Raw genomic sequence first — 22361 nt, 5'->3', positions numbered from 1 at the left:
TGAGCCGCCGCCCCGCTCGCGGAACGAGCAAGATCAGGCTCAGGACCAGCCGTAATCCTCGGTGACGAAGATGCCCGACGGTGGGCTCGTCACCTGTGAGACGCCGGTGTTCAACGCATCCGCCACCGACACGATGCGGGTGGCGATGACACGGTCGTTTGAGATCACACCTGCGTGCGCCGCGGCCGTCGACAGGCCCAGCGCAGCGGAGCCCGCGCCGATGATCACTGCCAATCGAACGATCCACCGGCCGAGCGTCAAATCGCGCATCCTTCACTCCCATGCGGTCGTCGAGACGGCTGGTCCGGTCACATCACCCACGATCGTGCCACAACCCATGTGGGAACCAACAGAGCGCAGACCAAGATGACTCGGCCACACGGAAGAATCGACCTTTCGGCCGATTTCGGCCTGGCGGTCCGGCTAAATCAGCTCGCCCGCGGAAGCCTCGGTGCAACGTTTCGGCGCTGTCGTGAGTCGATCCGGCTCGGCACCTCGCGCCAGTTGGGCTCGGACGTGATCACCGCCGACTCGATCCACTCGACCGCCTCGCGCTCGGACCCGAACGTCCGGCCCCGCACGCGCCCCTCCGGGCCACCCCGGCGGAGCTCGACCTGCCAGCGGCCGTCGGCCGCGTTGCGCACGTAGACGTCACGACGCGTCAGCCGCGACCAGGACCCGTTCCACCACCGTCGTTCGTTCATGGGTACATCTTAGAACTGGTGTACGACATTTTTGCCTCGCCGGGATCAGCAACGACGCGGTGCGCGGTGCTACGTTCCGAAGGTGGAGTTTCCGGGCAAGGGTCTCGCCAAGGGGCTGGCCGTCACGCTGGGCACGATGACCAAGCGGGCCCACACCCAGCAATACCCGGATGTCGAGCCGGACCTGCCGCCACGCTCGCGCGGCGTGATCGCGCTGCTCGAGGAGAACTGCACCGTGTGCATGCTGTGCGCGCGGGAGTGCCCCGACTGGTGCATCTACATCGACTCCCACAAGGAGGAGGTGCTGGTCCCCGGCGCGGCCCGGGCGCGCCAGCGCAACGTCCTGGACCGGTTCGCGATCGACTTCTCCCTCTGCATGTACTGCGGGATCTGCGTCGAGGTCTGCCCGTTCGACGCGCTGCACTGGTCGCCCGAGTTCGAGTACGCCGAGCACGACATCCGCGACCTGCTCCATGAGAAGGAAAGGCTCGAGGAGTGGGTGCCGACCGTGCCCCCGCCGCCCGCCCACGACCCGCGCGGCGAGCCGGCGAAGGAGCAGACGGCCGCGGCGAAGCGGGCCGCGCGGAACACCGGCTGACACTCGCGCACGCCGCGCAACTTTCCTGAGCGCTCTGCGGCCTGATGGTCGATTCGTGTCATACCCGGGTGGCAGGATGTCCGCCATGAGGGTGGCGAAGCGATGACCGTGGCCGATGTGCTCACGGCAGCCCTCGGCGCGGTGGCGTTGGGGGCCGGCCTGCTGGTCGTGACCACCCGGCACGTCGTGCGCGCCGGGCTGTGGCTCGTCGTCGCCCTGGGCGCGATCGCTGGACTCTTTCTGGTGCTCACCGCCGAGCTCGTTGCCTGGGTTCAGGTGCTCGTCTACGTCGGCGCCGTCGTGGTGCTCCTGCTCTTCGCCGTCATGCTGACCCGCGCGCCGATCGGCGCCAGCGCCGATCTGGACCGGATCCGATGGCCGGGCGCCCTGGTCGGCGCCGGGGCAGGGGCCGGGCTGACGGCGCTGCTCATCGACGCCTTCCGCTGGACGCGAGTCGAGATGCCCGAGCCGGGCACCGCGGAGCGGCTCGGCGAGGTGCTCTTCCGCACGTGGGTGCTGCCGTTCGAGCTGGTCTCGGTGCTGCTGCTGGCGGCGCTGGTCGGCGCGATCGTGGTGTCCCGGCCCGACATCGGCGCCCGGCCGACGAAGCGGAGGCGGGACTGATGCATCCGGCGCTGCCGTTCACCATCGCGGCCCTGCTGTTCGGCATCGGGGTCTACGGCGTCCTCGTGCGGCGCAACGCCGTGCTGCTGCTCATGGCCGTCGAGCTGATGCTCAACGCGGTCAACCTGATCTTCGTGACCGCCGATGCCTCGATCCGGGCCGCGGTGCCGCGGGCCGGGCAGTCATTTGCGCTGTTCGTGATCGTGCTGGCCGCGGCCGAGATCGGGGTCGGACTGGCGCTGATCCTGCAGCTGTACCGGCTGCGCCGCACCGTCGGCGTCGACGACCTGCCGCTGGCCGACGAGCCGCCGCCCGATACCGGTGGCGGCCCCGGCGCCGGATCGATCGGCGGGCCGGCCGGATCGGACGGACCCGACGGCCCAGACGGAGCCGATAACCCGAGCGGGTCCGGTGTTTCGGGCGGATCGGCCGGGTCGGACGAGGCGGAGGTTGCCCGATGAGCGTCGATCCGCTGGGTGCGGCGCTGCCGGCCGTGCCGCTGGGGCTCGGGTTGGCGGGGCTGCTGCTGCCGTACCGGATGCGGGGCCTTTCCGCCGTGCTTGGGATCGGCGGGGCGGCCGTCGCGCTCGCGTGCGCGATCGCCGTCGTGCTGCGCGGGGTGCGCGGGGCGGACGCCGGGGTCACCGTCGCGGAGTTCGGCCGGTTCCCGGTCACGTTCGGCACCTGGCTCGACGGGCCGGCCGGGCTGGTGGCCGTCGCGGTCGGCGTGGTCGCGCTCTGCGTCCAGGTCTACTCGGTGGCCTATCTGCACGACGACGAGCGGTATGCGCCCTATGCGGCGCAGGTGAGCCTGTTCACCGGGGCGATGCTGCTGGTGGTCGTGTCCGGGGACCTGATCGCGCTGCTGGTGGGCTGGGAGGTCATGGGCATCTGCTCGTACCTGTTGATCGGCCACGACCGGCGGCTGCCGGAGGCGCCCGGCGCGGCGGTGAAGGCGTTCCTGGTCACCCGGGTGGGCGACGTCGGCTTCCTGCTCGGCATCCTGCTGCTCGGCCTGCACGCGCACAGCTTCCGCATCGCCGACGTGTTCGCGGCGGCCGGCTCCGGGGCGCTGTCCGCCGGCACGGTGACCGCGGCATGCGTGCTGCTGCTGGCCGGGGTGGCGGGCAAGAGCGCGCAGTTCCCGCTGCACACATGGCTGCCCGACGCGATGGCCGGCCCGACGCCGATCTCCGCCCTGATCCACGCCGCGACGATGGTGGCGGCCGGCGTCTACGTGGTGGCGCGGCTGTATCCGCTGTTCGACCGCTCGCCCGCGGCGCTGGTCGTGCTCGCCGTGATGGCCTCGGTGACGATGCTGCTCGGCGCCCTCAGCGCGCTCGGGCAGGACGATATCAAGCGGGTGCTGGCCTGGTCGACGGTGAGCCAGCTCGGATACATGACGGGCGCCCTGGCGGTGGGCGCGCCCGCCGCGGCCCTGTTCCACCTGCTCACCCACGCCGCGTTCAAGGCGCTGCTGTTCCTCGCGGCGGGATCGGTGATCCACGCTGTCGGCAACAACCGGATGTCGGCCATGGGCGGGCTGCGGAAGCGCATGCCGGTGACGTTCTGGACCATGACCATCGGGCTGGGCGCGCTGGCCGGGGTGCCGCCATTGGCCGGTTTCTGGAGCAAGGACGCGGTCCTCGAGGCGGCCGCCGGGTCGGGGCCGGTGCCGCGGGGCGTTGCTCTGATCGTCCTGTGCTCGGCCGGGGCGACGGTGGCGGTGACCGCGGCTTACGTCGTGCGGCTCTGGCGGCGCACCTTCCTGGGCGAGCCGCGCAGCGAGGCGGCCCGGACCGGTCACGAACCCGCGTGGGCGATGCGGGGGCCGCTGCTGGTCCTCGCGGTGCCGTCCGGGCTGCTCGGCCTGGCCGGGCTCGCGCCGGGCTTCGGCACGCGGCTCGGCACCGCCGAACCGCTCGCGGCGGTGGGCTGGACGACCGCGGTGGCCCTGGTGCTGCTGCTGGCCGGCGGCTGGGTGGCCTGGCACCGCACGTCGCGGGGCGACCTGGTGGCGCCGGACACCGGCCCGGGCCGGCTGCTGGCCAATGCCTTCTATCTCGACTCCGTGCAGGACGCGCTCGTCACGCGACCGGTGGTGGCGCTGGCCGGGCTCGCCCGGCGGGCCGACGAGCGGCTGGTCGACGGAGCGGTCGAGGGGGTCGGCGCGGGCACCGGTGCCCTCGGCGGGCTGCTGACACGGGCGCACGCCGCCGCACTGCCGCGAGCCGCGACGGCGGTGCTCGGCGGGGCGGTCGTCATCGCCATCGTGATCGCGGTCGTCCTGGGGGTGACGCGATGACCTCCGGGCAGACTCTGCTGCTGGCGACCCTGCTGCTGCCGGCGATCGGCGCCCTGGTGGCCGCCGGGCTGCCGGCGCGGCTGGACCGGGCGGGACGGATCTGCGGCACCGTCTTCGCCGCGGCCACGGCCGGCGTCGTGGTCGCGCTCGGGCTGTCGCGCACCGCGGGGCTGGGGCAGCGGCGGATCGAGCCGTTCGCCGAGATCGACCTGCCCTGGGCACCGTCGCTGAGCCTGCGCTTCCACATCGGCGTCGATGGCATCTCCTATCCGCTGGTCGCGCTGACCGCGCTGCTCACCCTGCTGTGCTGCGCCTATTGCCTGTGGCGGGTTCCCGAGCCGGGGCGGGGGCGCCTGCTCGTGTCCCTGCTGCTGGTGCTCCAGGCCGGCATCACCGGGGTGTTCCTCGCCCTCGACCTCGTGCTGTTCTTCGTGTTCTTCGAGGTTGTGCTCCTGCCGATGTATGCGGTGATCGCCGTGTGGGGCGGCACCGACCGGCGGCGGGCCGCGCGCAAGTTCGTGCTCTACACGCTCTTCGGCTCCGTGCTGCTGCTCGTCGGCGTGTTCGTGGTGGTGGCGTCGTCGGGCACGGGCGACCTCGTGGCGCTGAGCGACCCCGCCGCCCGGCCGATGTCCGCGGGCGTGCAGCTGCTGGCCTTCGCGCTGCTGGCCCTCGCCTTCGCGGTCAAGAGCCCGCTCTGGCCGCTGCACACCTGGCTGCCGGCCGCGCACACCGAGGCGCCGACGGTCGGCTCGGTGATCCTGGCCGGCGTGCTGCTGAAGATGGGCACGTATGGGCTGCTGCGGGTCGCGGTGGGCGTGGCGCCCGACGGCGCGCAGCGCAGCGCGCCCGTGCTCGGGGCGCTGGCCACCGCTGCGATCATCGCCGGCGGCCTGATCTGCCTGGCGCAGACCGAGCTCAAGCGGCTGATCGCGTACTCGTCGGTCGGGCACATGGGCTTCGTCCTGCTCGGCGTGGCGACGCTCACCGCCACGGGCATGCAGGCCGCGCTGATCGGCAACATCGCCCACGGGGTCGTCACCGGGCTGCTGTTCTTCGTCGCCGGCGGGATCAAGGACCGCGCGCACACCGGGGAGCTCGCCCGGCTCGGCGGGCTGCGGGAGACCGCGCCGGTGCTCAGCGGCGTGCTGGCCTACGCCGCGATCGCCTCGCTGGGCCTGCCCGGCCTGGCCGGCTTCTGGGGCGAAGCGTTCGCTGTGCTGGCCGCGTTCGAGCGGGGCGGCCCGCTGTGGACGACGCTCGGGGTGGTGGCCGCGGTCGGCGCGGCGATCGCCGCCGCCTATTTCCTCCGGCTGCTGCGCCGGATCACCCACGGGCCGGCCGCGCCCGCGCTCGCCGAGCTGGGACCGGCCGCGCGGCTGGGCCCCGGTGAGCTGGTCGCCTGGTCGCCGCTGATCGGGCTCGCGCTGGCCCTCGGCGTCGCGCCGGCCCTGGCGCTGCACTGGTCCAATTCGGCGATCTTGGCGCTCGCGGGGGTGTTCGGGCGATGAGGATCGATCAGGTGGCGCTGATCCCCGCGTACGTCGCCGCGGGCACGGCACTGCTGGCGCTGCTCGTCGACCTGATCGCGCCCGGCCGGCGAGGGCCGGTGGTGGTCGCGACCGCGCTCGGCATGGCCGGGACCGCGGCGGCCGCGATCGCGGTCGGCGTCGGCGGCGGGCACCGCACCTCCCTGTGCCTCGGGCCGGACCGGTGCTCGCTGGTGCTCAGCCCGGCGTCGGCGATCGTCGCCGGGGTGTTCGCCGGGCTGGCGCTCGGGGCGCTGGCGCTGTCGGTGCCGCTGCTGCGCACGGGCGAAGTCCCGGTCGGCGAATACTGCTTCCTGCTGGCCGCCTCGCTCACCGGGGCCGTGGTGCTGGGCGGCGCACGCGACCTCATCACGCTGATCGTGGCGCTGGAGACGCTGACGCTGCCGCTGTATCTCCTGGTCGGGCTGCGGCGCGGGGCACGCGAGGGCGCGTCGGCGGCGGTGACGTTCTTCGTCGTGAGCGTGGCGTCGACCGCGGTCGCGCTGCTCGGCGCGGCGCTGGTGTTCACCGCGACCGGGGGCCTGCACTTCGCCGACATCGCCGCCGGGCCGGTGGCGCCGAGCGCCAAGCCGCTGCTCGAGGTCGGCGTGGTGCTGTTGCTGACCGGGCTCGCGTTCAAGGTGGCGGCGGTGCCGGCGCACGCCTGGGCGCCGGCGACCTACGACGGGGCGCCACTGCCGGTCGCCGCATACCTGTCGACCACCTCGAAGCTGGGCGGCGTCGTCGCGCTGGTGCTCGTCGGGGTGTCGGCGGCGCGGCCGGTGCTGTCGACCTCAGGGCTGGCGCTCGCGGCGCTGGCGGTGCTGAGCATGACCGTCGGCAACCTGGTGGCGCTACGGCAGCGGCGGATGGTGCGGCTGCTGGCCTGGTCCTCGGTGGCGCAGGCCGGATATCTGCTGGCGCCGCTCGGCGCGCTGATCGCCGCCGACGAGGTGACGCCGCTGCTGGTCGCGGCCACGATCGGATACGCCTTCTTCTACGTGCTGCTGGAGTTCTCCGCGTTCGGCGCGCTGGTGGCGGTGCGCGGCGCGGGAGACGGCGGGGCGATCGCCGACTACCGCGGCCTCGCGCGGCGCTCCCCCTGGCCGGCCGGGGTGCTGGTGCTCGCGCTCGCCGGCCTCGCCGGGCTGCCGCCCGGGCTCGCCGGGCTGTTCGCGAAGGTGGCGGTGGTCCGGGCGTTGCTGGGCGGCGACGCCACCTGGCTGGCCGTGATCGTGGCGATCAACGCGGTGATCGGGCTCGCCTATTATGTGCGCGTCGGCGCGATCCTCTTCGCGCCCGCCCAGATCTCCGCCGTGACCCCCGGCGAGGCCTATGACCAGGCCTACGAGGGTGAGAAGGCCGGGGAATTCGCCGCGCCGGGCGGCGGACGGGCGCCATGGCCGGTCGTCACCGCCGTGGCGGTCGCGGCGGTTATCGCGGTGATTGTCGGGTTTGGGCCTGAATTGGTCATGCGGGCAGCGGCGACGTTCGGCTGAGCTTTCAGCTAGCTCACAGCTAGCATCGGGAAGGTACACCGGGAGTTGCGCTGTTATTGAAGACATGCAGCACAGGCATTTCAACGGCTTGAAGACAGCGGCCCTTCTCGGGCTGATGACCTCGCTGATTCTGCTTGTCGGCTACTGGCTCGGCGGTAGCACCGGTCTGGTCATCGCCGTGATCCTGTCGCTGGCGATGAACGCGTTCAGCTACTTCTACTCCGACAAGATCGCGCTGCGCGCCATGAACGCGCAGCCGGTGACCGAGGCTCAGGCGCCGGAGCTGTACGCGATGGTGCGGGAGCTCGCGACGGCGGCCGGACAGCCCATGCCGCGGCTGTACATCAGCCCGACCCAGCAGCCCAACGCCTTCGCCACCGGGCGCGACCCCAAGAACGCGGCCGTGGCGGTGACCGCGGGCATCCTCGACATCCTCACGGTCCGCGAGCTTCGGGGCGTCATCGGGCACGAGCTGTCGCACGTGTACAACCGGGACATCCTGATCTCCAGCGTTGCCGGCGCGCTCGGCGGCATGATCACCATGCTGGCCAACCTCGCGATCTTCCTGCCGATCGGAAGGTCGAGCGACGACGAGGACGGGCCGGGCATCCTCGGCCTCCTGCTGATGCTGATCCTGGGCCCCCTCGCGGCCACGGTGATCCAGCTCGCGATCAGCCGGAGCCGGGAGTACGAGGCGGACCAGTCCGGCGCGAAGCTGACCGGCGACCCGCTGGCGCTGGCGAGCGCGCTGCGCAAGATCCACCGTGGCACCCAGGCGTTGCCGCTGCCGGCCGACGGCCAGCTGGCCAGCCAGGCGCACCTGATGATCGACAACCCGTTCAAGGGCGGCGGCCTCGCGTCGCTGTTCTCCACGCACCCCCCGATGGAGCAGCGGGTCGCGCGGCTGGAGCAGATGGCCGGCGTGAGCAGCTACCGGTAACCGCCTCGGAACGAACCAGGGCCCGCCGTACAATCGGCGGGCTCTGTCGCGTGTAAGGAGTGGGGCCGCCGTGAGGCAGTACATGTCCGTCTGGCGGCTTCCCGGCGCGCCCGTCCTATTGACCGTGAGCGTGCTGGCACGCCTCGGCATCGGCATGGTGTCGCTGTCGCTGCTCCTGCTGCTCCAGCAGGCGCACGGCCGGTACACCCAGGCGGCGCTCGCCTGCTCCGTCTACGCGATCGCGAGCGCTGCGGCCAGCCCAGTGGTGGGCCGGCTGGCGGATCGGATCGGGCCGGCGCCGGTCCTGGTGATCACGGGGCTGTCGTACCCCTGCTGCCTGGTCTTACTGATCTTCGCGGGCCTGCGGGATCTGCCGCTGCCGATCGTGCTCGGCGCCGCGATCCTGGCCGGCGTGACGTTTCCACCGATGACGGCCGCGGTGCGCGGCACCTGGAACGCGCTGACCGCCGACGAGCCCGAGGTGCGGGTCACCGCCCTGGCCGCCGAGACGGCGCTGTTCGAACTCGTCTTCGTCGTGGGTCCGATGCTCGTCGCGCTCTGCGTGGCGCTGTGGCAGCCCGCGGTGGCGCTCGGCGCCGCGGCGGGCATCACGCTGATCGGCACGCTGGCGGTGGCGCGCGGCCAAGCGATGCGCTCCTGGCGGCGCCACGACGGGCACGCGCCGGCGCGGGGGCTGGGGCCGCTGCGGGTGCCCGGCTTCCCCGCCCTGCTGGTCACGGCGTTCGGCCTGGGCTTCGCGTTCGGCGCCACCGGCGTGGCCGTGCCGGCCTACGCGACCGAGTACGTCACCCGCGACCCGCAGAGCACCGGCGGCATCCTGCTCGGCGTGTGGGGCATCGGCAGCGCGGCGGCGGGCGTCTGGTTCGGCAGCCGCCCGCGCGCCCGGGCACGGTTGCGGTGGCTGCTCGCCGGGGTCGCCGCCAGCCTGGCGATCCTGACGGTGATGCCCAACGCGGTCGCGCTCGGCGTCGCCCTCGTGGTCGGCGGCGCGACCATCGCCCCGGCGCTGACGGTCCAGAACTCGATGGTCGGCGCGATCGTGCCGCGGTCGATGCTGAACGAGGCGTACACCTGGCTGGTGACCGTCTCGGTCGGGGCGAGCGCGGCCGGGGTCGCGGCGACCGGCCTGGTCGTCGACCGCCCCGGCGGCGCGCCCTGGGCGTTCATGCTGGCCGCCGCCGCGGTGGCAGCGGGCGCGCTGGTCGCGCCCGAGCCGTTCACTCACACGAGCGATCCGGACGGGGCGCCCGTGTAGCTCCGCCCCTCATTGCCAGTAACTCCGAGTCAGTCCCTCGCCTCACAAGGGTGATTGCCGGTGTGTACCGCGCCCTCGACGGACCGCCCCCAACACGCTTCTCCCGAAGAGCCACACCGTTACGGCGAATACCGGGACAACTGCCCAGGATCGCCAAGTACCCTCCGCCAGTACGTCTGGCACTCGGATCGCCGTGAAAGCGACCAGGAGCCCCAGAACCGCAGATCGCCGCCAGAGGATCCCTGACTTCGCCATCGCCAGCTACTCCGTATCGCGCCTTCAGGACACCGCTGGGCGTGCAAGCGTGTTGGTAGCCCGCTACACGTCAGCGAGACGAACGGTCGCAGACTCCCCGCGCACTGACGGACGTCGACGCTCCGACCTGGGATTATAGACGCCTCCGCAGGTCCAGCAAGTCAACTGGACCTTGTTCGCATCGAGGGAGTCGGGGATTCGCTTCTAGCGGCAGGGCCAGGCCGCGACGAGGGGCCGGTCGCACGCCGTTACTTACGCGACGCGGGTGGCACCATAGGCGGCGGCGACCAGGAGTACGACTCCACTGAGACTCACCAGCCAAAAGGCGCCCGCGCCACCGTTCGCGTCTTCCACCCGGCCGGTCGGGTCCTTCGGGTCGTACCGGATTTGCATCTGCGCGCCCACCTTGAGCTCGGTTTCATCGCCCGTGTCGGACACGTCGGCCTGGACGGTCTTTCCGTCGGCGGTGGTGAACCGAACCGCTGCGCTAGGACCGCTCTTGCCGTAAGACACCGCCACGACGTCGCCCGTTGTGACCAGTCCACGTTCCTGCAAGATCCGATGGTCGTAGTACATCTGGAGCGCGATGAATACGAACACCAGCCCGAAGACGGTGGCGCCGGCAACGCCAGCCCACTCTTTCGTGTTGGCATATGGCGCGCGATGCCGTGAGCGCCTTCGGCTGGGCCGCGCAGGACGGCGCATTGACGGTCGGGCCGACCTCTTCGCCTGATCGCCCGACCGCAATCGTCGTTGGCGTTCTCGCTTCCCTGACATGAGATCATCATGTGCGCCGTCCGCGCGTTGCAGACGTTACGCACACTCGCGAGTCGGCCACAGCACCCGGCGTGTTCCCCCAACTCGTCTCCACGTGGGAGTCGGCGTCGGCGAAGCCTGAGCCGCTCGCGCCGTCCGCCGTCCGACGCGCGGGCGGGGACCGCTTCGCCACGCGGTCCCCATTCCCGAACCATCGAGGCACTCAATGGGCCGCCGCCAGGCCGCCAGACGCCGACCGACGCTAGACCGTCTGCCCAGCTCACTGACAGTAAGCAGCCTGGCTACCTGCAGCGCGCCCGAGTGGCTATCTGTAGTTGGTGAACTGCAGAGCGATGCCGAAGTCCTCCTGCTTGAGCAGGGCGATGACCGCCTGCAGGTCGTCCTTCTTCTTGCCGGTCACCCGCAGCTGATCGCCCTGGATCTGCGCCTGGACGCCCTTCGGACCCTCATCGCGGATCTTCTTCGAGATCGCCTTGGCCTTGTCCGACTCGATGCCCTGCACGATCCGCGCATCGATCTTGTACGTCTTGCCGGACGCCCGCGGCTCGCCCGCATCGAGCGACTTCAGCGAGATGTTCCGCTTGACCAGCTTCTCCTTGAAGACCTCGAGCGCGGCGACCACCCGCTCCTCGGTCTCCGCCTGAAGGGCGACCGTCTCCTCCCCGCCCCACTTGATCTCCGCCCCGGTGCCGCGGAAGTCGAAGCGCTGCCCCAGCTCCTTCTCGGCCTGGTTGAGCGCGTTGTCGACCTCCTGCCGGTCGACCTTGCTGACGATGTCGAACGAAGGTGCCGAAGCCATGACAGACGCTCCCTGATGACTGCATGTGGACGGTTGTGGGCGTGCCGAGGGTACCCGTTTGCATTGCCCCCGGGTCGTACCGCTATTCTGGCTTCCGCCAGGCGGGTTGCCCGAGCGGCCAATGGGAGCGGACTGTAAATCCGTCGCGAAAGCTACAGAGGTTCGAATCCTCTACCCGCCACCGGCAGCAAAAAGAGGCCCGTGACCAGGTAAACCCCGGTCACGGGCCTCTTGCTTGAGTCTCACTGCGTCTCACCCGAACCAGCCGAAGCTCACCAGTCGCGGCAAATACGCGGCAAAGTTTCCGCCATGATCAGGCTGCGCCCGGCGGTTCGGCCTCCTCGGTGTCGCCCTGGTCGTCGGCCTCACCCTCCGGGGCGGGGGTGGGGTCGAGGCCCAGCGCTAGGGCGATGCGGTTGAGCGCGGTGGCCGTCTCCCCGTCGAGGCACTTGGCGTAGACCTCCAAGAGGACTTTGACGCTGTTCCCCGCCCAATCGGCTACCTGCGTCGGCGGCACGCCAGCGTTGAGCCACGTCGACAGGCAGGCATGGCGCAGGTCATATGGCCGCTTGGCGAGCAACGAACGCTGCTGGGCGGGCGTGAGGACCTTCTCCCGGGCTTTCCGCCACGCCGTCGTGTACGTGTTGTTCGGGATCGGCTGTCCGGCCGTAGGGACGTAGCGCCCCCAGGGACCGCGCCGTGTGACGAACAGCCGCCCGTTGTCCGCAGGTGTGTACTTGGCGATGTGCCGGGCGAGCATTTCGGCGAGCGGCGGCGCCACGGGGACCGGCCGGGTGGCCATCCTGGCGCGGTGCTTCAGCCCGCGATCCTCGTTGACCTCGGCCTCGTCGTTCCATCCCCGCCCGCTGGCCACCGTCGCCCCGGACAGGTGCAGCCACCCCCACGCTCCTTCCCTGGGTGGCCGTTCGAACTCGTCGTCCGTGAGGTGGAGCACCTCCTCCGGCCGGAGTCCGGCGTAGTACATGCAGCCGAAGAACGCCTCCAGCTCCGGAGCCTCGGCAGCAACGGCGGCGAGCAGCGCGGCGGCCTGCTTCGGGTTGGCGACCACTGCGCGGTCGACGCTCTCGTCCTTCTTCGGTGCCGTCCAGCTCACCAGCGAGAGCGGGTGGACGTCGAGGAGGCGCAGTTCCACGGCGTACCGCAGCGCGTTGGAGAACACCGCGCGCTTTCGCGTGACGGTCGAGGCCCCAGCTGGCGTGCCGTCCATCTTCAGCGCGAGTGTGTCGAGCACCTTCCGGACCAGGGCCGCGTCGGTGAGCGCCGACAGGTTGACGGTGTTGGCCTGCACCCACGTAACCGCGCTCGCCAGTTTGGCCGGCGGTGGTCCGGCGGTCCGCGCCATGGTGTTGAAGATGTAGCCGTACAGCGCGGCGCGCATCGTCCTGTCGTCGGGCACTCCACGGTCGCTGGCCAGCAGCGCAGGCGTGACCGTGGCCAAGGTCTCCGCGATGCCCTTGCGGTGGTTCGGCGAGGCGTGCGGCCACTTCATGTCGACGTACTCGGTGGCATGCTGGTACCACGACCGCGTGCGCAGCGCGCGAGCCATCGGTTCCGGCAAGCCGGTGGCCTCGTCGAACGCCACACCTTCGCGCTGCGCCACGATCAGCCGGGAGCGGAAGCTCTCCGCGAGTGCCCGCGTTTGGAAGGACTCGCCGAACTCCTGGCCAGCCACGAGCCACCGCAGGCGGTACGTGCTGCGGGGCTTGCCTGTCTTGCGGTCCTTGCCCTTGTGCTCGCGGATGCCCCAGATCCGAACGTCGAAGGTCGTCATGCAGCCTGCGGCTCCTCTCGGCTGGCCAGCCATGCGTCAAAGTCCGTGCGGCGGATGCGGAGTTGCCCATTCGGCAACTTGTAGGTGCGGGGTGCCTCGCCGATCGCCTTCCAGCGGAAGAACGTCGACTTCGGCACGTCCAGCTCGGCGAGAAAGTCGGCAAGGGTCAGGAACTCTCGGCGGCTCACGGATCGCGCCTCCTGGTCAATGCGTGCGGGGCGTTGAGGTCGACGCTGACCGCGCGCAGCGCGCGGGGGGCTCTCCGGCTCGTTGCGGATGGGCAAAACGTCCACGGGCGTTTGAGAGCCGGTCTGAGAAGGCCGTAGAGGCGAGATCTTACGCATGTCGATGTCTTCCTATGCGTCAGTCAGTCTGAGGGGCTCTGAGACGGTCGGCCTGTCGGTCGGTGGGGTTGCCGAGCACGGCCGAGATGCCGGTGACAGAACTGACAGAACTGACAGAACCTCGGCCGGGATGGGGTTGTGTCAGTTCTGTCAGTTCTGTCAGGGGCATCAGGCGATGCGCCGTGCGCTGTTGATCGGGTGGACGGTCGCGGCCGGGCGGTGCACGTCGGGGTGCACGAGGTAGCTCGGCGACGGCGGCCGTCCACCTTTCGCGGTGCGCGCGGGTGCCTCCAACTGGCGCAGGTAGCCGTGGGCGTCGAGCACGTCGAGCGCCGGGTCGAGGTCGGCGACGGTGGCGAGCTGGGCGCTCTTGACCGCGCGGAACAGCTCCCGCTTGGTGAACGCGGTGGTGCCGGTGCGTTCGATCCAGGCCAGGACGGTGCGGGCGTTGCGGGTGGCGGGGTCGGCGCCCATGTCGTCGAACGCGGCCAGGGCGTGCGCGGCGAAGAACTCGCCGAGCATGGCGGCCCGGTCGATGATGTCGGCGCCGATCGGCTTGCCCCACCCGTCGCGCAGGTGCTCGGCGAGGTGGATCAGCCCGGCGAGCCGAACGACGGCGCCGGTGTACTTGCTGCCCCAGTCCACGATGTGTCCCCACGCGCCGCCCGGCGCGAGGCGCGGCTCCACGCTGCGTTCGATGTCGAGCACGCGTTCGTTGGCGTCCGGGGTGAGCAGCAGCACGGCCGGGTCGGTCCACTCCGCGAGGGACAGCACCAGCGCGGTCAGGTTGTCCGCGTATCCGGTGGCCACTTCGGCGGGTACCGGGTCGGCGCCGACCTTGCGGCGGCCCACGGTGTTCTCCGGCAGGGAGAACAGGATCCGGGCGAGCAGGCCGAGGCCACGGAAGCCGGGCATGTTGGCGATGTCGCGCAGCACGTCAGGCTGCACGGCCAGGCCCAGCGTGAGCGCTGGTTTCTCGACGTGTTCGGCGTCGCGGCTCTGCCGGCCGATGCGCATCATGTCCCCGGCGTGGCCTTTGAGGAACACCTCGAGGTTCGGGGTGCCGGAGTACCGCCCGGCGATGGTGGCGAAGATGCCGCCTTCCGGGGACAGCACCGCCAGGCGGCCGCCCTGCGCGGCCAGCAGGGACGCGGCGGCTTCGCTGGTCACGTCGTCGGCGACCAACTGCGGCAGCACGGGCACGGTGACCGCCTCGGCCTGCATCGCGGCGGCGGTGGCCTCCGCGAGGAGCGTGTCACGGCCGGACGCGTCAGCGTTGGCGGCGGCGTTCGCGGCCCGTTCGGCGGCTTTCCCGGCGACCTTCGCCGCGAGTTCCGCTTCCACGATGACCGGCTTGGTCCGCTCCACCAGCGCCCGCTCAGCGCCGAGCAGCGGCCCGGTCATCGCGGAGAACACCGCCGACTTGCGCGAGCCGGGCGGCAGTACCACGACCGTGAACAGGTTGGTGGGTTCCCGCCACGAGCCGCGCACCTCCACCTCGGCGCGGCCACCGGCGGCCGTGGACAGCGCGGCGAGCGCGATGCTGCCGGGCAGGTCGAGCGGCGTTTGGGTGAACTCCGCTACGGCGTACACCATCTCGGCGACCCAGTCGGGCAGCACCTCGGCCGGGAACGCGGGCAGGTGCCGCCCGGCGCCGATCGGGATCAGCGTCGGCCACCCGCCCGCCGTGGCGGTGTCGAGCATCGCCCGCCCGGCGGCGACCACGTCGGTCACGTCGGCGCCGGAGGCGGCCAGGTTGGCGAGCTGGGCGCCGAGGTCGACCACCTGACGGCGCCGGGCGTGGTCGGCCACGATCGCGGCGTAGTGCCCGGCGTTGGCGACGCTCGGCACGGCCTGCATGAGCGTGTGCAGGTAGGCCGCGCCGCCCATCTTGGCCAGGTCGCCGACCTCGGCGAGGTGCGCGGCCACGGCCACGGCGTCGATCGGGCGTGCGGCCGCGTGCAGGTTCAGCAGCGTTTCCCACAACGCGGCATGATCCGGACGGTGGAAGTCGGTCGGCGCGAGCGCGGCGGCCAGGTCGCCGAGTGTCTCCGGGGCGAGCAGGACCGCACCGATCACGGCCTGCTCGGCGGCCAGATCGTGCGTCGTTCGGCTCATGGTCACGGGGTCACCTGCCTTCGGTGATGAGTCGGCCGATGTGCTCGGCGACGGCGGGGACGACGGCGTTGCCGAGGGCTGCAAGTCGGTCCACCCGGGCGGGAACCCCATCAGCCACTCGACCCACGCCGGGTTCGGCCGGCCACCGATCACGTCGGGCAGGTTCAGCCCGTTCCGGCGCTCCAGGCGCCGTTTGGCGATGGTCTCCGGGCGCAAGGCACCGCGGCGGGCGTCCGCGTTCTTGGGCGTGGGCCAGGACGAACAGTCGGGGCCGTGGGTGTGCGGCGCCCACCTCGCAAGCTCGGACAACGCCGGCGCGGGCGGTGTAGCCGATGCGGTGGAGGTCGGCGAGGACGGTTGCGAGGCCGCGGGTGCGGTGGCCGAGGACGTTCTCTCCGATGACGTATCGGGGGCGCAGGTCGGCGATGACGTCGGCCATGGCGGGCCAGAGCCATCGCGGGTCGTCGGCCCCTCGGCGGTGGCCGAGCAGCGATTCTCCTTGGCAGGGGTAGCCGCCGGCGACGACATCGACCCGCGGGCGGGGCTGAGAGCGCCACCAGGCGATGGCAGTGGTGACGTCGTCATGGGCGGGCACCTCCGGCCAGTGCTTGTGCAGGACAGCGCGGCAGAACGGGTTGATCTCGACGTGCCCGACGATGCGCATCCCGGCCCGTTGCAGGCCGAGTGACAGTCCGCCGATCCCGGCGAACAGCTCCAGCACGTTGAGTGCTTCGGCACCGGCCTGTTCAGCGGCCGGATCGTGCGTCGTTCGGATCATGGATCGCTCCTCAGGAGACGGTCACGGATCATGCGATCCGGCGACGGGTGGACAGGTCGATGACCGGCGCGAGGGGCAGATCAACCACGACGGCCAGGCCGTCATCGCCGTTGCTGCGGTGGTCGGTCTGTGTGTCTGCTTCGGCTTGCGCGCACACCAGATGGCAGGGCACGCCGCGCTCGTCGCACATCAGCGCGGGACGTTCGCAGATCCGGCACGGCGCGGGGGTCCAGTTCACGTGGTTGCGGCGCCAGTCCAGCCGCGCGCTCATGCGGCCCACTGCTGACCAGCGCGGGCAGCGTGGCCGAGCATGGCCTCAATGTCCCGTGCGACGCCGAGCAACTGCACCCGCGCGCACGACTCGTCCTCGGCGAGCCCCACCGTGAGCCGGACCTCGGCGTGCTCGCGGCCATCGGTGCCGCGTACGCGGGTGAGCGTTGCCCGGCCGTAGCCCGGCAGTGCGATGACGAGCGGTTCGGCGCGGTGCTCGCCGAGGTTGCAGCGGTGGCCCATGGCGCACCAGTCCGGGTGGCGCCGGGCGGCGCGTGCGGCGCGGCGGGTGGCGAGCGTGGTCATCGGGTACCGCCCTTGCGGTTGCTGGTGTCGTTGGCGTGCAGGGTGCGGAGGTAGTTGAGGGCGCGGCGGCCGGGGCGCAGTTGGCGGCCGGTGCCGTCGCAGCGGTGGCAGATGCCGAACGCCTTGCCGCCGAACAGGGCGCGGCGCTTACCGTCGCCCTTGCAGCGGCGGCAGGGCACGAACGGCCAGAGCCAGCACGCCAGGGCATAACCGAGCGTGACAGCGATGAGGATCAGCAGGAGGAGTCCGGCGGCGGCCGGTTGGCCGGTAGCGGTAGCGGCGTACGTGGGCACGGTGATGCCTCCAGGGCCGGTTTTTGGGTGCAGAGGGCTGCTGGCGCTACCTGCTACCTGCGTGGGTAGTGGCTGGCCAGGTTGGTAGCGGGGTGGGTAGCGGCGGCGCTACCGGTAGCAGCGCCGCCGCTACCGTTCAGGCGCTCTTGCGCCGCTCGATCGCGGCGTCGACATCGGCGAGCCGGGCGCCCCGGAGCACCTCGCCACGAACCTTGACGTTCACGCTCGGTACACGATCACGCAGTTGTGCCGAGATCGCGTCGGGCGTGATGTCGGCGTAGTGCTCGGGCAGTTGCTCGGCGAGCCGGGCGGCGATGACCGGCCAGTGCAGGCCCTTCTCCCCGGCCAGGAACACGGCGCGGACGTCGGCGAGGGTGTCGCGCATGTCGCGGGTGATGGTCTCGCCGATCGCCGCGCCGGACAGCGTGCCGGCCGCTTGCCGGTGCTTGCGGGCGGCGGTGAGGATGCGCTCGGCGTCGCCGTGGTCGGCGAGGTACGTGCGCACGGTCGGGGTGTCGTCGCTGGCGCCGTAGAGGTACCCGACGCCTCGGTACTGCGGGCCGTTGGGCAGTGCCGAGGCGTCGTAGCCCTCGCTGTATGCCTCACCGCCGAGGATCGCCTCCGACACGATCCGGTTGCCGCACTTGAGGGCGAGCCGCACGGCGTGGTTGTCGCGGTACCGGTTGAACAACCGGCCCACGTCCCCGGCACCGACGCCGGAAGGCTTCTGCGAGCTGGACAGCAGGATCACCCCGGCTGACGGGCCGACAGCCATGATGTAGGAGAGCAGGGCGGCGATCTCCTTGTTCTGCTCCTGGCTGTCCAGCTCGTAGTAGACCTGGAACTCTTCCATCACGAGCATCCACACGTGAAGCTGCGGATACTTCCGGGACAGCTCCCGGGTGATCTTCCCTTCCGGGCATTCCACAGTGGACAGCGACGACAGGAAGTCGTTGACCTCCAGGATGTGTGCCTTCACCTCGCGCAGCACTTCCAGGAGGTGCTCCACCGGGTTGTCGTCGCGGCTGTTCGGCACGGGACCGAACACCATGCGGTGCGCGACCAGGCGGAACTTGTCCCAGTCCGGCGACATCTTGCCGTCCACGACGATCAGCCGCACATACGGGTCAAGGGCCGCGTACAGGGCCAGGAGTCGGGTGGCGAATGTCTTGCCCTTGCGGGGCTGCGCACCGACCAGCACCGAAATCCACATCAGCAGCAGCGACACCTTCCGGCCACGCTCGTCCAGGCCGAGGGGTGCCTCTGCCCAGATGTCGCGGACCTTGCCGTCCAGCAGCGGTGTGCGCCCGGCCGGGATGGCGAGCGGGTCGCGGTCCGCGACGAACAGCAGGTGCCGCCGGTGGGAGGACGGGTCGCGGGTGAGGAACACCTGGTTGATGGACACGTCCAGGCCGGACGCGATGGCGCCCTTGGCCTTGAGCACGTCCTCCCACGTCTTGCCGTAGGGCAGGTCGATGACCACCTGCGAGCCGGAACCGGTGGTGTCGCGGGACATGGTGGACCCGAACGTGATCTGCTGGTTGGGCTTGTCCGGGTGGCCGAGTCCGGCGGCGTAGTAGGCGCGCAGGATGATGTCGGGGTTGACGCGCCGGTAGCGGCCTTCGACCACGGCCGGCCGCAGGATCGGCCGGTCCTGCGGCCGCCCGATGCGGGCCAGCCCGCACACCGCACCGGCGGCGGCCAGGCCGACGACCCACCAGGGCGCCATCGCGTAGGCGATCGGCCCGCCGATGCCGACCGCGAGGGCCTCGGCGGCGAGGACGACGCCGCGCCATGCCCGGGTGGCTTTGACCTCGCGGTGCAGCTTGTACCAGGTCTGCGGGTCGTTGGCGTCGGCGGCGGCCTGCCGGAGCCCGTACTGCTCCGACAGCCACCACCACCGCAACTGCCGGCCGACCAGCCGCACCACGCCGACGCTGGCCCAGAACCCGGCCTGCACCGTGTACCAGGGCGCCCGCACGGCGTGGAAGCCAGCACGGTGCAGCACGTCTTCGGCGAGGTCGCGCAGGGTGGCCTTGAAGTTCTGCCAGCCCAGCAGGCGGGTGGGGATGATCGGGCGGCGCCCCGACCGATCCACCGGCGGGGCGTCGACCAGCACGCCACCGGGCTCCGGCTCGTCGTCCAACGCCACGTCGAAGTGCCCCGCGGCTGCCGGTCCATCGCGCCGGGCACGGGCCGCGCCGAGGTCCACCACGTCGGCGACGTCGGCCACTTCGTCTTCGTACTTGGACCAGTCGAACCCGTTCGGGCGGTCGCGGTCCGGCTCGTTCGTCGTCATGCTGGAGGTCTCCTGACTCCTTGTGGAGGGATGGGGACCGGTGCGCGGCCAGGTTTCCTAGGCCATTGGGCCGCGCACCGGGCGGAGCTATTTGCACTCGCCGTTGACGACCTTGTCGCCGACGTCGCACGTCAGGTACTCACCCGCCGGGACGGTGTGCGCAGTGCCGTCGACCTCAACGACGTACGTCCATTGCTTGGTCGACGGGTTGAAGCTCGATCGCTTGCTGGTCACGGTTCCCGAGTCCGGCAGACACCCGGCGAGCGCGCCAGCGGCGACCAGTGCCAGGGCGACCATCGCGATCCGGCGCGCCTTCATCGCGTCACACCCTCGGCGTCGGCGTGGATGAGGTGGGCCAGGGCGGCGCCCATGCCCAGCACGGCGACGGGCAGGCAGGCAACGGCGGTGGTGATCCACCACGGGGCGGTGGTGATCCCGGCGGCGGTCATCAGGTGGTAGGCGACCTGCCCGGCCGCGCCGAAGATCAGGGAGCCGATCGCGGACCAGCGGGCGAACCGGCGCGCGTTGGCCGGGGCACGGCCGGACAGCCACACCGCCAGGGCGTACGCGGCGTAGGTCTCCACGCCGATCGGCAGCGTGATCGCGGTGTTGATGCTGAACCCGTCCGCGATCCCGGGCAGCGGGTGGACCACGCCGAACCCGGTGAGTTCGCCGAGGCCGACCCACCCGGACCAGATGGCCACGAACGCGGGCAGGGCCAGCAGCCACACCGGCCACGAGCGCGGCTTGCGAGCCGCCGGCGGCGCGGCGGGGTCCGTGGTCGGCGTGATGTTGGTGTCCGGGTGTCCGTCACCCGTGGCCTGCGGCGTCGGCTCGGGCGCCTCGGCGACCGGCGGCACCTCTGCCGGGGCGTCGGGCTCTGTGGTGTCGTCCTGCGGCTCCAGGTCCGGCACGGCGTGCAGCGAGCGCGGCGCGGGAATCTCGGCGCGCTCGTCGGCGAGCGCCTCCCGGACCGCGTTGGCCTTCGGGGCGCCGATCTTGAATTCCTTCATCAGCGCGTTGCGCGACGGAATCTCGCCCAGGCGCTCGGCGAGCGCGCGGGCCTCGGGCATAAGGGCCTCGATCGGGGCGGGGTAGGCGCTGGAGGCGAGAGCGGTGGTCACGTCAGTCTCCGTTCGGGGTAGCGGTCAGGTGTTCGCGGTGGATCAGCGCGCGGTGGACCGCGCCGGGCGCGTCGAGGGGCGGCGTGCACTCGTCCTCGACGCAGATGCGGCATAGCGTCAGGCAGATCAGCCCGACCAGGGTTTTCGCCTCGTAGACGTCGAGGTCGGTGGGGTCGTCGCAGGACTCGCACCGCTCAGCGAGCGGGCAGGGCAGGCGCGGCGTGCTCATCAGGCGGCCCGCGCGGCGGCGGGGGCGGTGCGGGTGTGCAGCTTGACGAGCTCCCGGCGCACGAGCGCCTCGGCGCGGCGCATCCGGCGCCAGTCCAGCGCGGTCGGCTCGGGCTCGGCGGTCATGACCCTGATCTCGGCGTCGAGCAGGACCATCTCCGCCTCGATCAGCGGCATCTCCGCCTCGATCGCGGCCAGGTCAGCGGCAGTCGGTTCGTCACGTTCGTGGTTCACGGTCTCTCCTGTGAGATCGAGACGACCGCCCGGCCGAGGCAGACCCTCGACCGGGCGGAAATCGTTGTATGGAACCCGTTTCAGGCCGGGCAACCTTGGGTGCACGGACCGAAATCCGTACGGTGCAACCTTTTCAATGGATGTGCAGAAGTGTTCAGTTCTCAAATGCCAAGCCAGCAACGGGATTCGTAGGCGCGCCACACCCGAAGGTGAAGCCATTCCCCGGCGATCTGCCGTGTGACGCAAGCAACCTAACAACTGATAGCTCCCCAAGTCAACTGTTAGGTTCAGATAGTGAACACGCGCGTTTGACCAGCACAAACGGATATCAACTGGTAGGTTCTGGTAGGCTGCACGGGACCTACTCCGGCGTCTGGCGCACAAGGAGTGCCTGCATGTCGACCGATGGACCAGCACTCGACCGTTCAAGCGCGCTGCACAAGCAGGTAGCGCGCCACATCCGCAACGACATCGAGGCGGGCGTACTCCGCGACGGCCAGGTATTGCCGTCAACGCGAGAGCTTGCCGCCCGCTGGGAGGTCAGCGTCTTCACGATCTCCGAAGCGATGAAGCTGCTCACCGATGAAGGGCTTGTGGAGAGCCAGTCACGCTCCAAACGGGTCGTACGCGCGCCGGACCAAGCGCGCCACGACCGGATCCGCCCGCGTACCCCCCACGTCGTCCTGATCGGCGGTTACGCGGGAAGCGGCAAGTCGGAGTTGGGCCGCATCCTGGCTCGTGAAACCAGTTGGGCCATCCTCGACAAGGACACGATGACGCGACCGGTTATCGAGGCTGCCTTGGAAGTCATCGGAGAGTCGCCGAACGATCGAGAGTCCGAGGCGTACGTCAACCTCATCCGGCCGCGTGAGTACGAGTCGCTCATGGCCGCCGCACACGAAAACGTCTCGTGCGGCACCAGCGCCATCCTGTCGGCACCGTTCATCCGCGAGTTCCAAGACGACGCCTGGGTGAGCAGAACGCTCGCGTCCTTCACCGACCTCGGCGCCAAGACAACGCTCGTGTGGGTGTACTGCGACGCCGACACCATGCACATGTACATCCGACACCGAGGCGCCGCACGGGACGCCGCGAAGCTCGCCGACTGGCCCGGCTACCTAAGCAGCATCGACATCGACTTCCGACCGCCGGAGCCCTACGTCCTGATCAACAACAGCGCCTCAGGCTTGCCACTCCAGCAGCAAGCGAAAGACCTGCTCAGCACCGTTCTCGGCGGTGAGAGCCCGTGACGCCAGCGGTTGCCCTCTA

23 protein-coding genes, 1 tRNA gene and 2 pseudogenes are annotated in these 22361 nt (G+C 70.9%); 10 read left to right on the top strand and 16 right to left on the bottom strand.

Going from position 1 to position 22361, the window contains the following annotated elements; translation table 11 throughout:
• Positions 1 to 39: 39 nt before the first annotated feature.
• Positions 40 to 270 (bottom strand): hypothetical protein, encoded by a 231-nt coding sequence (locus ABT297_RS01505; protein WP_350543343.1) that lies wholly within the window; start codon positions 268 to 270, stop codon positions 40 to 42.
• A 158-nt stretch (positions 271 to 428) separates the two neighbouring features.
• Positions 429 to 704: a hypothetical protein gene (locus ABT297_RS01500; RefSeq protein ID WP_350543341.1), complete on the bottom strand. Its 276-nt coding sequence runs from the start codon at positions 702 to 704 to the stop codon at positions 429 to 431.
• A gap of 82 nt (positions 705 to 786) precedes the next feature.
• On the opposite strand from ABT297_RS01500, the pseudogene ABT297_RS01495 reads away from it, so the two are divergent.
• The 8 genes and pseudogenes from ABT297_RS01495 to ABT297_RS01460 form a co-directional block, all read left to right on the top strand.
• A pseudogene (locus ABT297_RS01495) lies at positions 787 to 1287 on the top strand (NuoI/complex I 23 kDa subunit family protein); the annotation flags it as partial.
• Positions 1288 to 1404: 117 nt separating this feature from the next.
• Positions 1405 to 1926, top strand: a complete 522-nt coding sequence (locus tag ABT297_RS01490) for an NADH-quinone oxidoreductase subunit J family protein (protein WP_350543339.1) — start codon at positions 1405 to 1407, stop codon at positions 1924 to 1926.
• A pseudogene (gene nuoK / locus ABT297_RS01485) lies at positions 1926 to 2264 on the top strand (NADH-quinone oxidoreductase subunit NuoK); the annotation flags it as partial. The gene ABT297_RS01490 and the pseudogene nuoK, both read left to right, overlap by 1 nt.
• 119 nt (positions 2265 to 2383) lie before the next feature.
• Positions 2384 to 4231: an NADH-quinone oxidoreductase subunit 5 family protein gene (locus ABT297_RS01480; RefSeq protein ID WP_350543335.1), complete on the top strand. Its 1848-nt coding sequence runs from the start codon at positions 2384 to 2386 to the stop codon at positions 4229 to 4231.
• Positions 4228 to 5742, top strand: a complete 1515-nt coding sequence (locus ABT297_RS01475) for a complex I subunit 4 family protein (RefSeq protein ID WP_350543333.1) — start codon at positions 4228 to 4230, stop codon at positions 5740 to 5742. Before ABT297_RS01480 ends, ABT297_RS01475 begins: the two co-directional genes overlap by 4 nt.
• Entirely contained in the window at positions 5739 to 7259 is a 1521-nt protein-coding gene (locus ABT297_RS01470) for an NADH-quinone oxidoreductase subunit N (protein WP_350543331.1), read from the top strand. The genes ABT297_RS01475 and ABT297_RS01470 overlap by 4 nt, the downstream gene beginning before the upstream one ends.
• A gap of 64 nt (positions 7260 to 7323) precedes the next feature.
• The gene (gene htpX, locus ABT297_RS01465) at positions 7324 to 8199 is read left to right on the top strand and encodes a zinc metalloprotease HtpX (RefSeq protein WP_350543329.1); all 876 of its coding nucleotides are present in this window, start codon (positions 7324 to 7326) and stop codon (positions 8197 to 8199) included.
• Positions 8200 to 8269: 70 nt separating this feature from the next.
• Positions 8270 to 9475 carry an MFS transporter gene (locus ABT297_RS01460; RefSeq protein ID WP_350543327.1) on the top strand — a complete coding sequence of 402 codons (1206 nt, stop codon included), beginning with the start codon at positions 8270 to 8272 and terminating at the stop codon, positions 9473 to 9475.
• A 507-nt stretch (positions 9476 to 9982) separates the two neighbouring features.
• Here the strand turns inward: ABT297_RS01460 and ABT297_RS01455 are convergent.
• Together ABT297_RS01455 and ABT297_RS01450 are read right to left on the bottom strand one after the other, a co-directional pair.
• Complete coding sequence (locus ABT297_RS01455) at positions 9983 to 10330, bottom strand: DUF3592 domain-containing protein (RefSeq protein ID WP_502885466.1); 348 nt, start codon at positions 10328 to 10330, stop codon at positions 9983 to 9985.
• A 481-nt stretch (positions 10331 to 10811) separates the two neighbouring features.
• Positions 10812 to 11306 carry a YajQ family cyclic di-GMP-binding protein gene (locus ABT297_RS01450; RefSeq protein ID WP_350543323.1) on the bottom strand — a complete coding sequence of 165 codons (495 nt, stop codon included), beginning with the start codon at positions 11304 to 11306 and terminating at the stop codon, positions 10812 to 10814.
• A 100-nt stretch (positions 11307 to 11406) separates the two neighbouring features.
• Between ABT297_RS01450 and ABT297_RS01445 the strand changes: the two genes are divergently transcribed.
• Positions 11407 to 11487, top strand: a tRNA-Tyr gene (locus ABT297_RS01445).
• Between the two features lie 132 nt (positions 11488 to 11619).
• On the opposite strand, the gene ABT297_RS01440 is transcribed toward ABT297_RS01445, so the two are convergent.
• From ABT297_RS01440 to ABT297_RS01385, 12 genes are all read right to left on the bottom strand, one after another.
• Positions 11620 to 13098: a tyrosine-type recombinase/integrase gene (locus tag ABT297_RS01440; RefSeq protein WP_350543321.1), complete on the bottom strand. Its 1479-nt coding sequence runs from the start codon at positions 13096 to 13098 to the stop codon at positions 11620 to 11622.
• Positions 13095 to 13286 (bottom strand): helix-turn-helix transcriptional regulator, encoded by a 192-nt coding sequence (locus tag ABT297_RS01435; RefSeq protein WP_350543319.1) that lies wholly within the window; start codon positions 13284 to 13286, stop codon positions 13095 to 13097. Before ABT297_RS01435 ends, ABT297_RS01440 begins: the two co-directional genes overlap by 4 nt.
• A gap of 324 nt (positions 13287 to 13610) precedes the next feature.
• On the bottom strand, positions 13611 to 15560 hold the full coding sequence (locus ABT297_RS01430; RefSeq protein WP_350543317.1) for a DUF3987 domain-containing protein: 1950 nt from the start codon (positions 15558 to 15560) through the stop codon (positions 13611 to 13613).
• Positions 15561 to 15570: 10 nt separating this feature from the next.
• Positions 15571 to 16224, bottom strand: a complete 654-nt coding sequence (locus ABT297_RS01425) for a DNA cytosine methyltransferase (RefSeq protein ID WP_350543572.1) — start codon at positions 16222 to 16224, stop codon at positions 15571 to 15573.
• A 142-nt stretch (positions 16225 to 16366) separates the two neighbouring features.
• Positions 16367 to 16609 carry a hypothetical protein gene (locus tag ABT297_RS01420; RefSeq protein ID WP_350543316.1) on the bottom strand — a complete coding sequence of 81 codons (243 nt, stop codon included), beginning with the start codon at positions 16607 to 16609 and terminating at the stop codon, positions 16367 to 16369.
• The gene (locus tag ABT297_RS01415) at positions 16606 to 16914 is read right to left on the bottom strand and encodes a hypothetical protein (RefSeq protein WP_350543314.1); all 309 of its coding nucleotides are present in this window, start codon (positions 16912 to 16914) and stop codon (positions 16606 to 16608) included. Before ABT297_RS01415 ends, ABT297_RS01420 begins: the two co-directional genes overlap by 4 nt.
• Complete coding sequence (locus ABT297_RS01410) at positions 16911 to 17207, bottom strand: hypothetical protein (RefSeq protein WP_350543312.1); 297 nt, start codon at positions 17205 to 17207, stop codon at positions 16911 to 16913. Before ABT297_RS01410 ends, ABT297_RS01415 begins: the two co-directional genes overlap by 4 nt.
• A 136-nt stretch (positions 17208 to 17343) precedes the next feature.
• Entirely contained in the window at positions 17344 to 19506 is a 2163-nt protein-coding gene (locus tag ABT297_RS01405; protein WP_350543310.1) for a cell division protein FtsK, read from the bottom strand.
• An 87-nt stretch (positions 19507 to 19593) separates the two neighbouring features.
• Positions 19594 to 19824: a hypothetical protein gene (locus tag ABT297_RS01400; RefSeq protein ID WP_350543308.1), complete on the bottom strand. Its 231-nt coding sequence runs from the start codon at positions 19822 to 19824 to the stop codon at positions 19594 to 19596.
• Entirely contained in the window at positions 19821 to 20579 is a 759-nt protein-coding gene (locus ABT297_RS01395; RefSeq protein WP_350543570.1) for an ABC transporter permease, read from the bottom strand. The genes ABT297_RS01400 and ABT297_RS01395 overlap by 4 nt, the downstream gene beginning before the upstream one ends.
• 52 nt (positions 20580 to 20631) lie before the next feature.
• Positions 20632 to 20859 (bottom strand): hypothetical protein, encoded by a 228-nt coding sequence (locus tag ABT297_RS01390; protein ID WP_350543306.1) that lies wholly within the window; start codon positions 20857 to 20859, stop codon positions 20632 to 20634.
• Positions 20859 to 21092 carry a DUF6284 family protein gene (locus ABT297_RS01385; protein ID WP_350543304.1) on the bottom strand — a complete coding sequence of 78 codons (234 nt, stop codon included), beginning with the start codon at positions 21090 to 21092 and terminating at the stop codon, positions 20859 to 20861. The genes ABT297_RS01390 and ABT297_RS01385 overlap by 1 nt, the downstream gene beginning before the upstream one ends.
• Before the next feature lie 395 nt (positions 21093 to 21487).
• On the opposite strand from ABT297_RS01385, the gene ABT297_RS01380 reads away from it, so the two are divergent.
• Complete coding sequence (locus ABT297_RS01380) at positions 21488 to 22342, top strand: GntR family transcriptional regulator (protein ID WP_350543302.1); 855 nt, start codon at positions 21488 to 21490, stop codon at positions 22340 to 22342.
• The last annotated feature ends 19 nt before the right edge of the window (positions 22343 to 22361 follow it).

It is taken from the genome of Dactylosporangium sp. NPDC000555 (assembly GCF_040300025.1).
Classification (GTDB): Bacteria; Actinomycetota; Actinomycetes; order Mycobacteriales; family Micromonosporaceae; genus Dactylosporangium.
The sequence above is the reverse complement of the archived record's forward strand: the minus strand, read 5'-3'. Positions and strand labels throughout refer to the sequence as shown.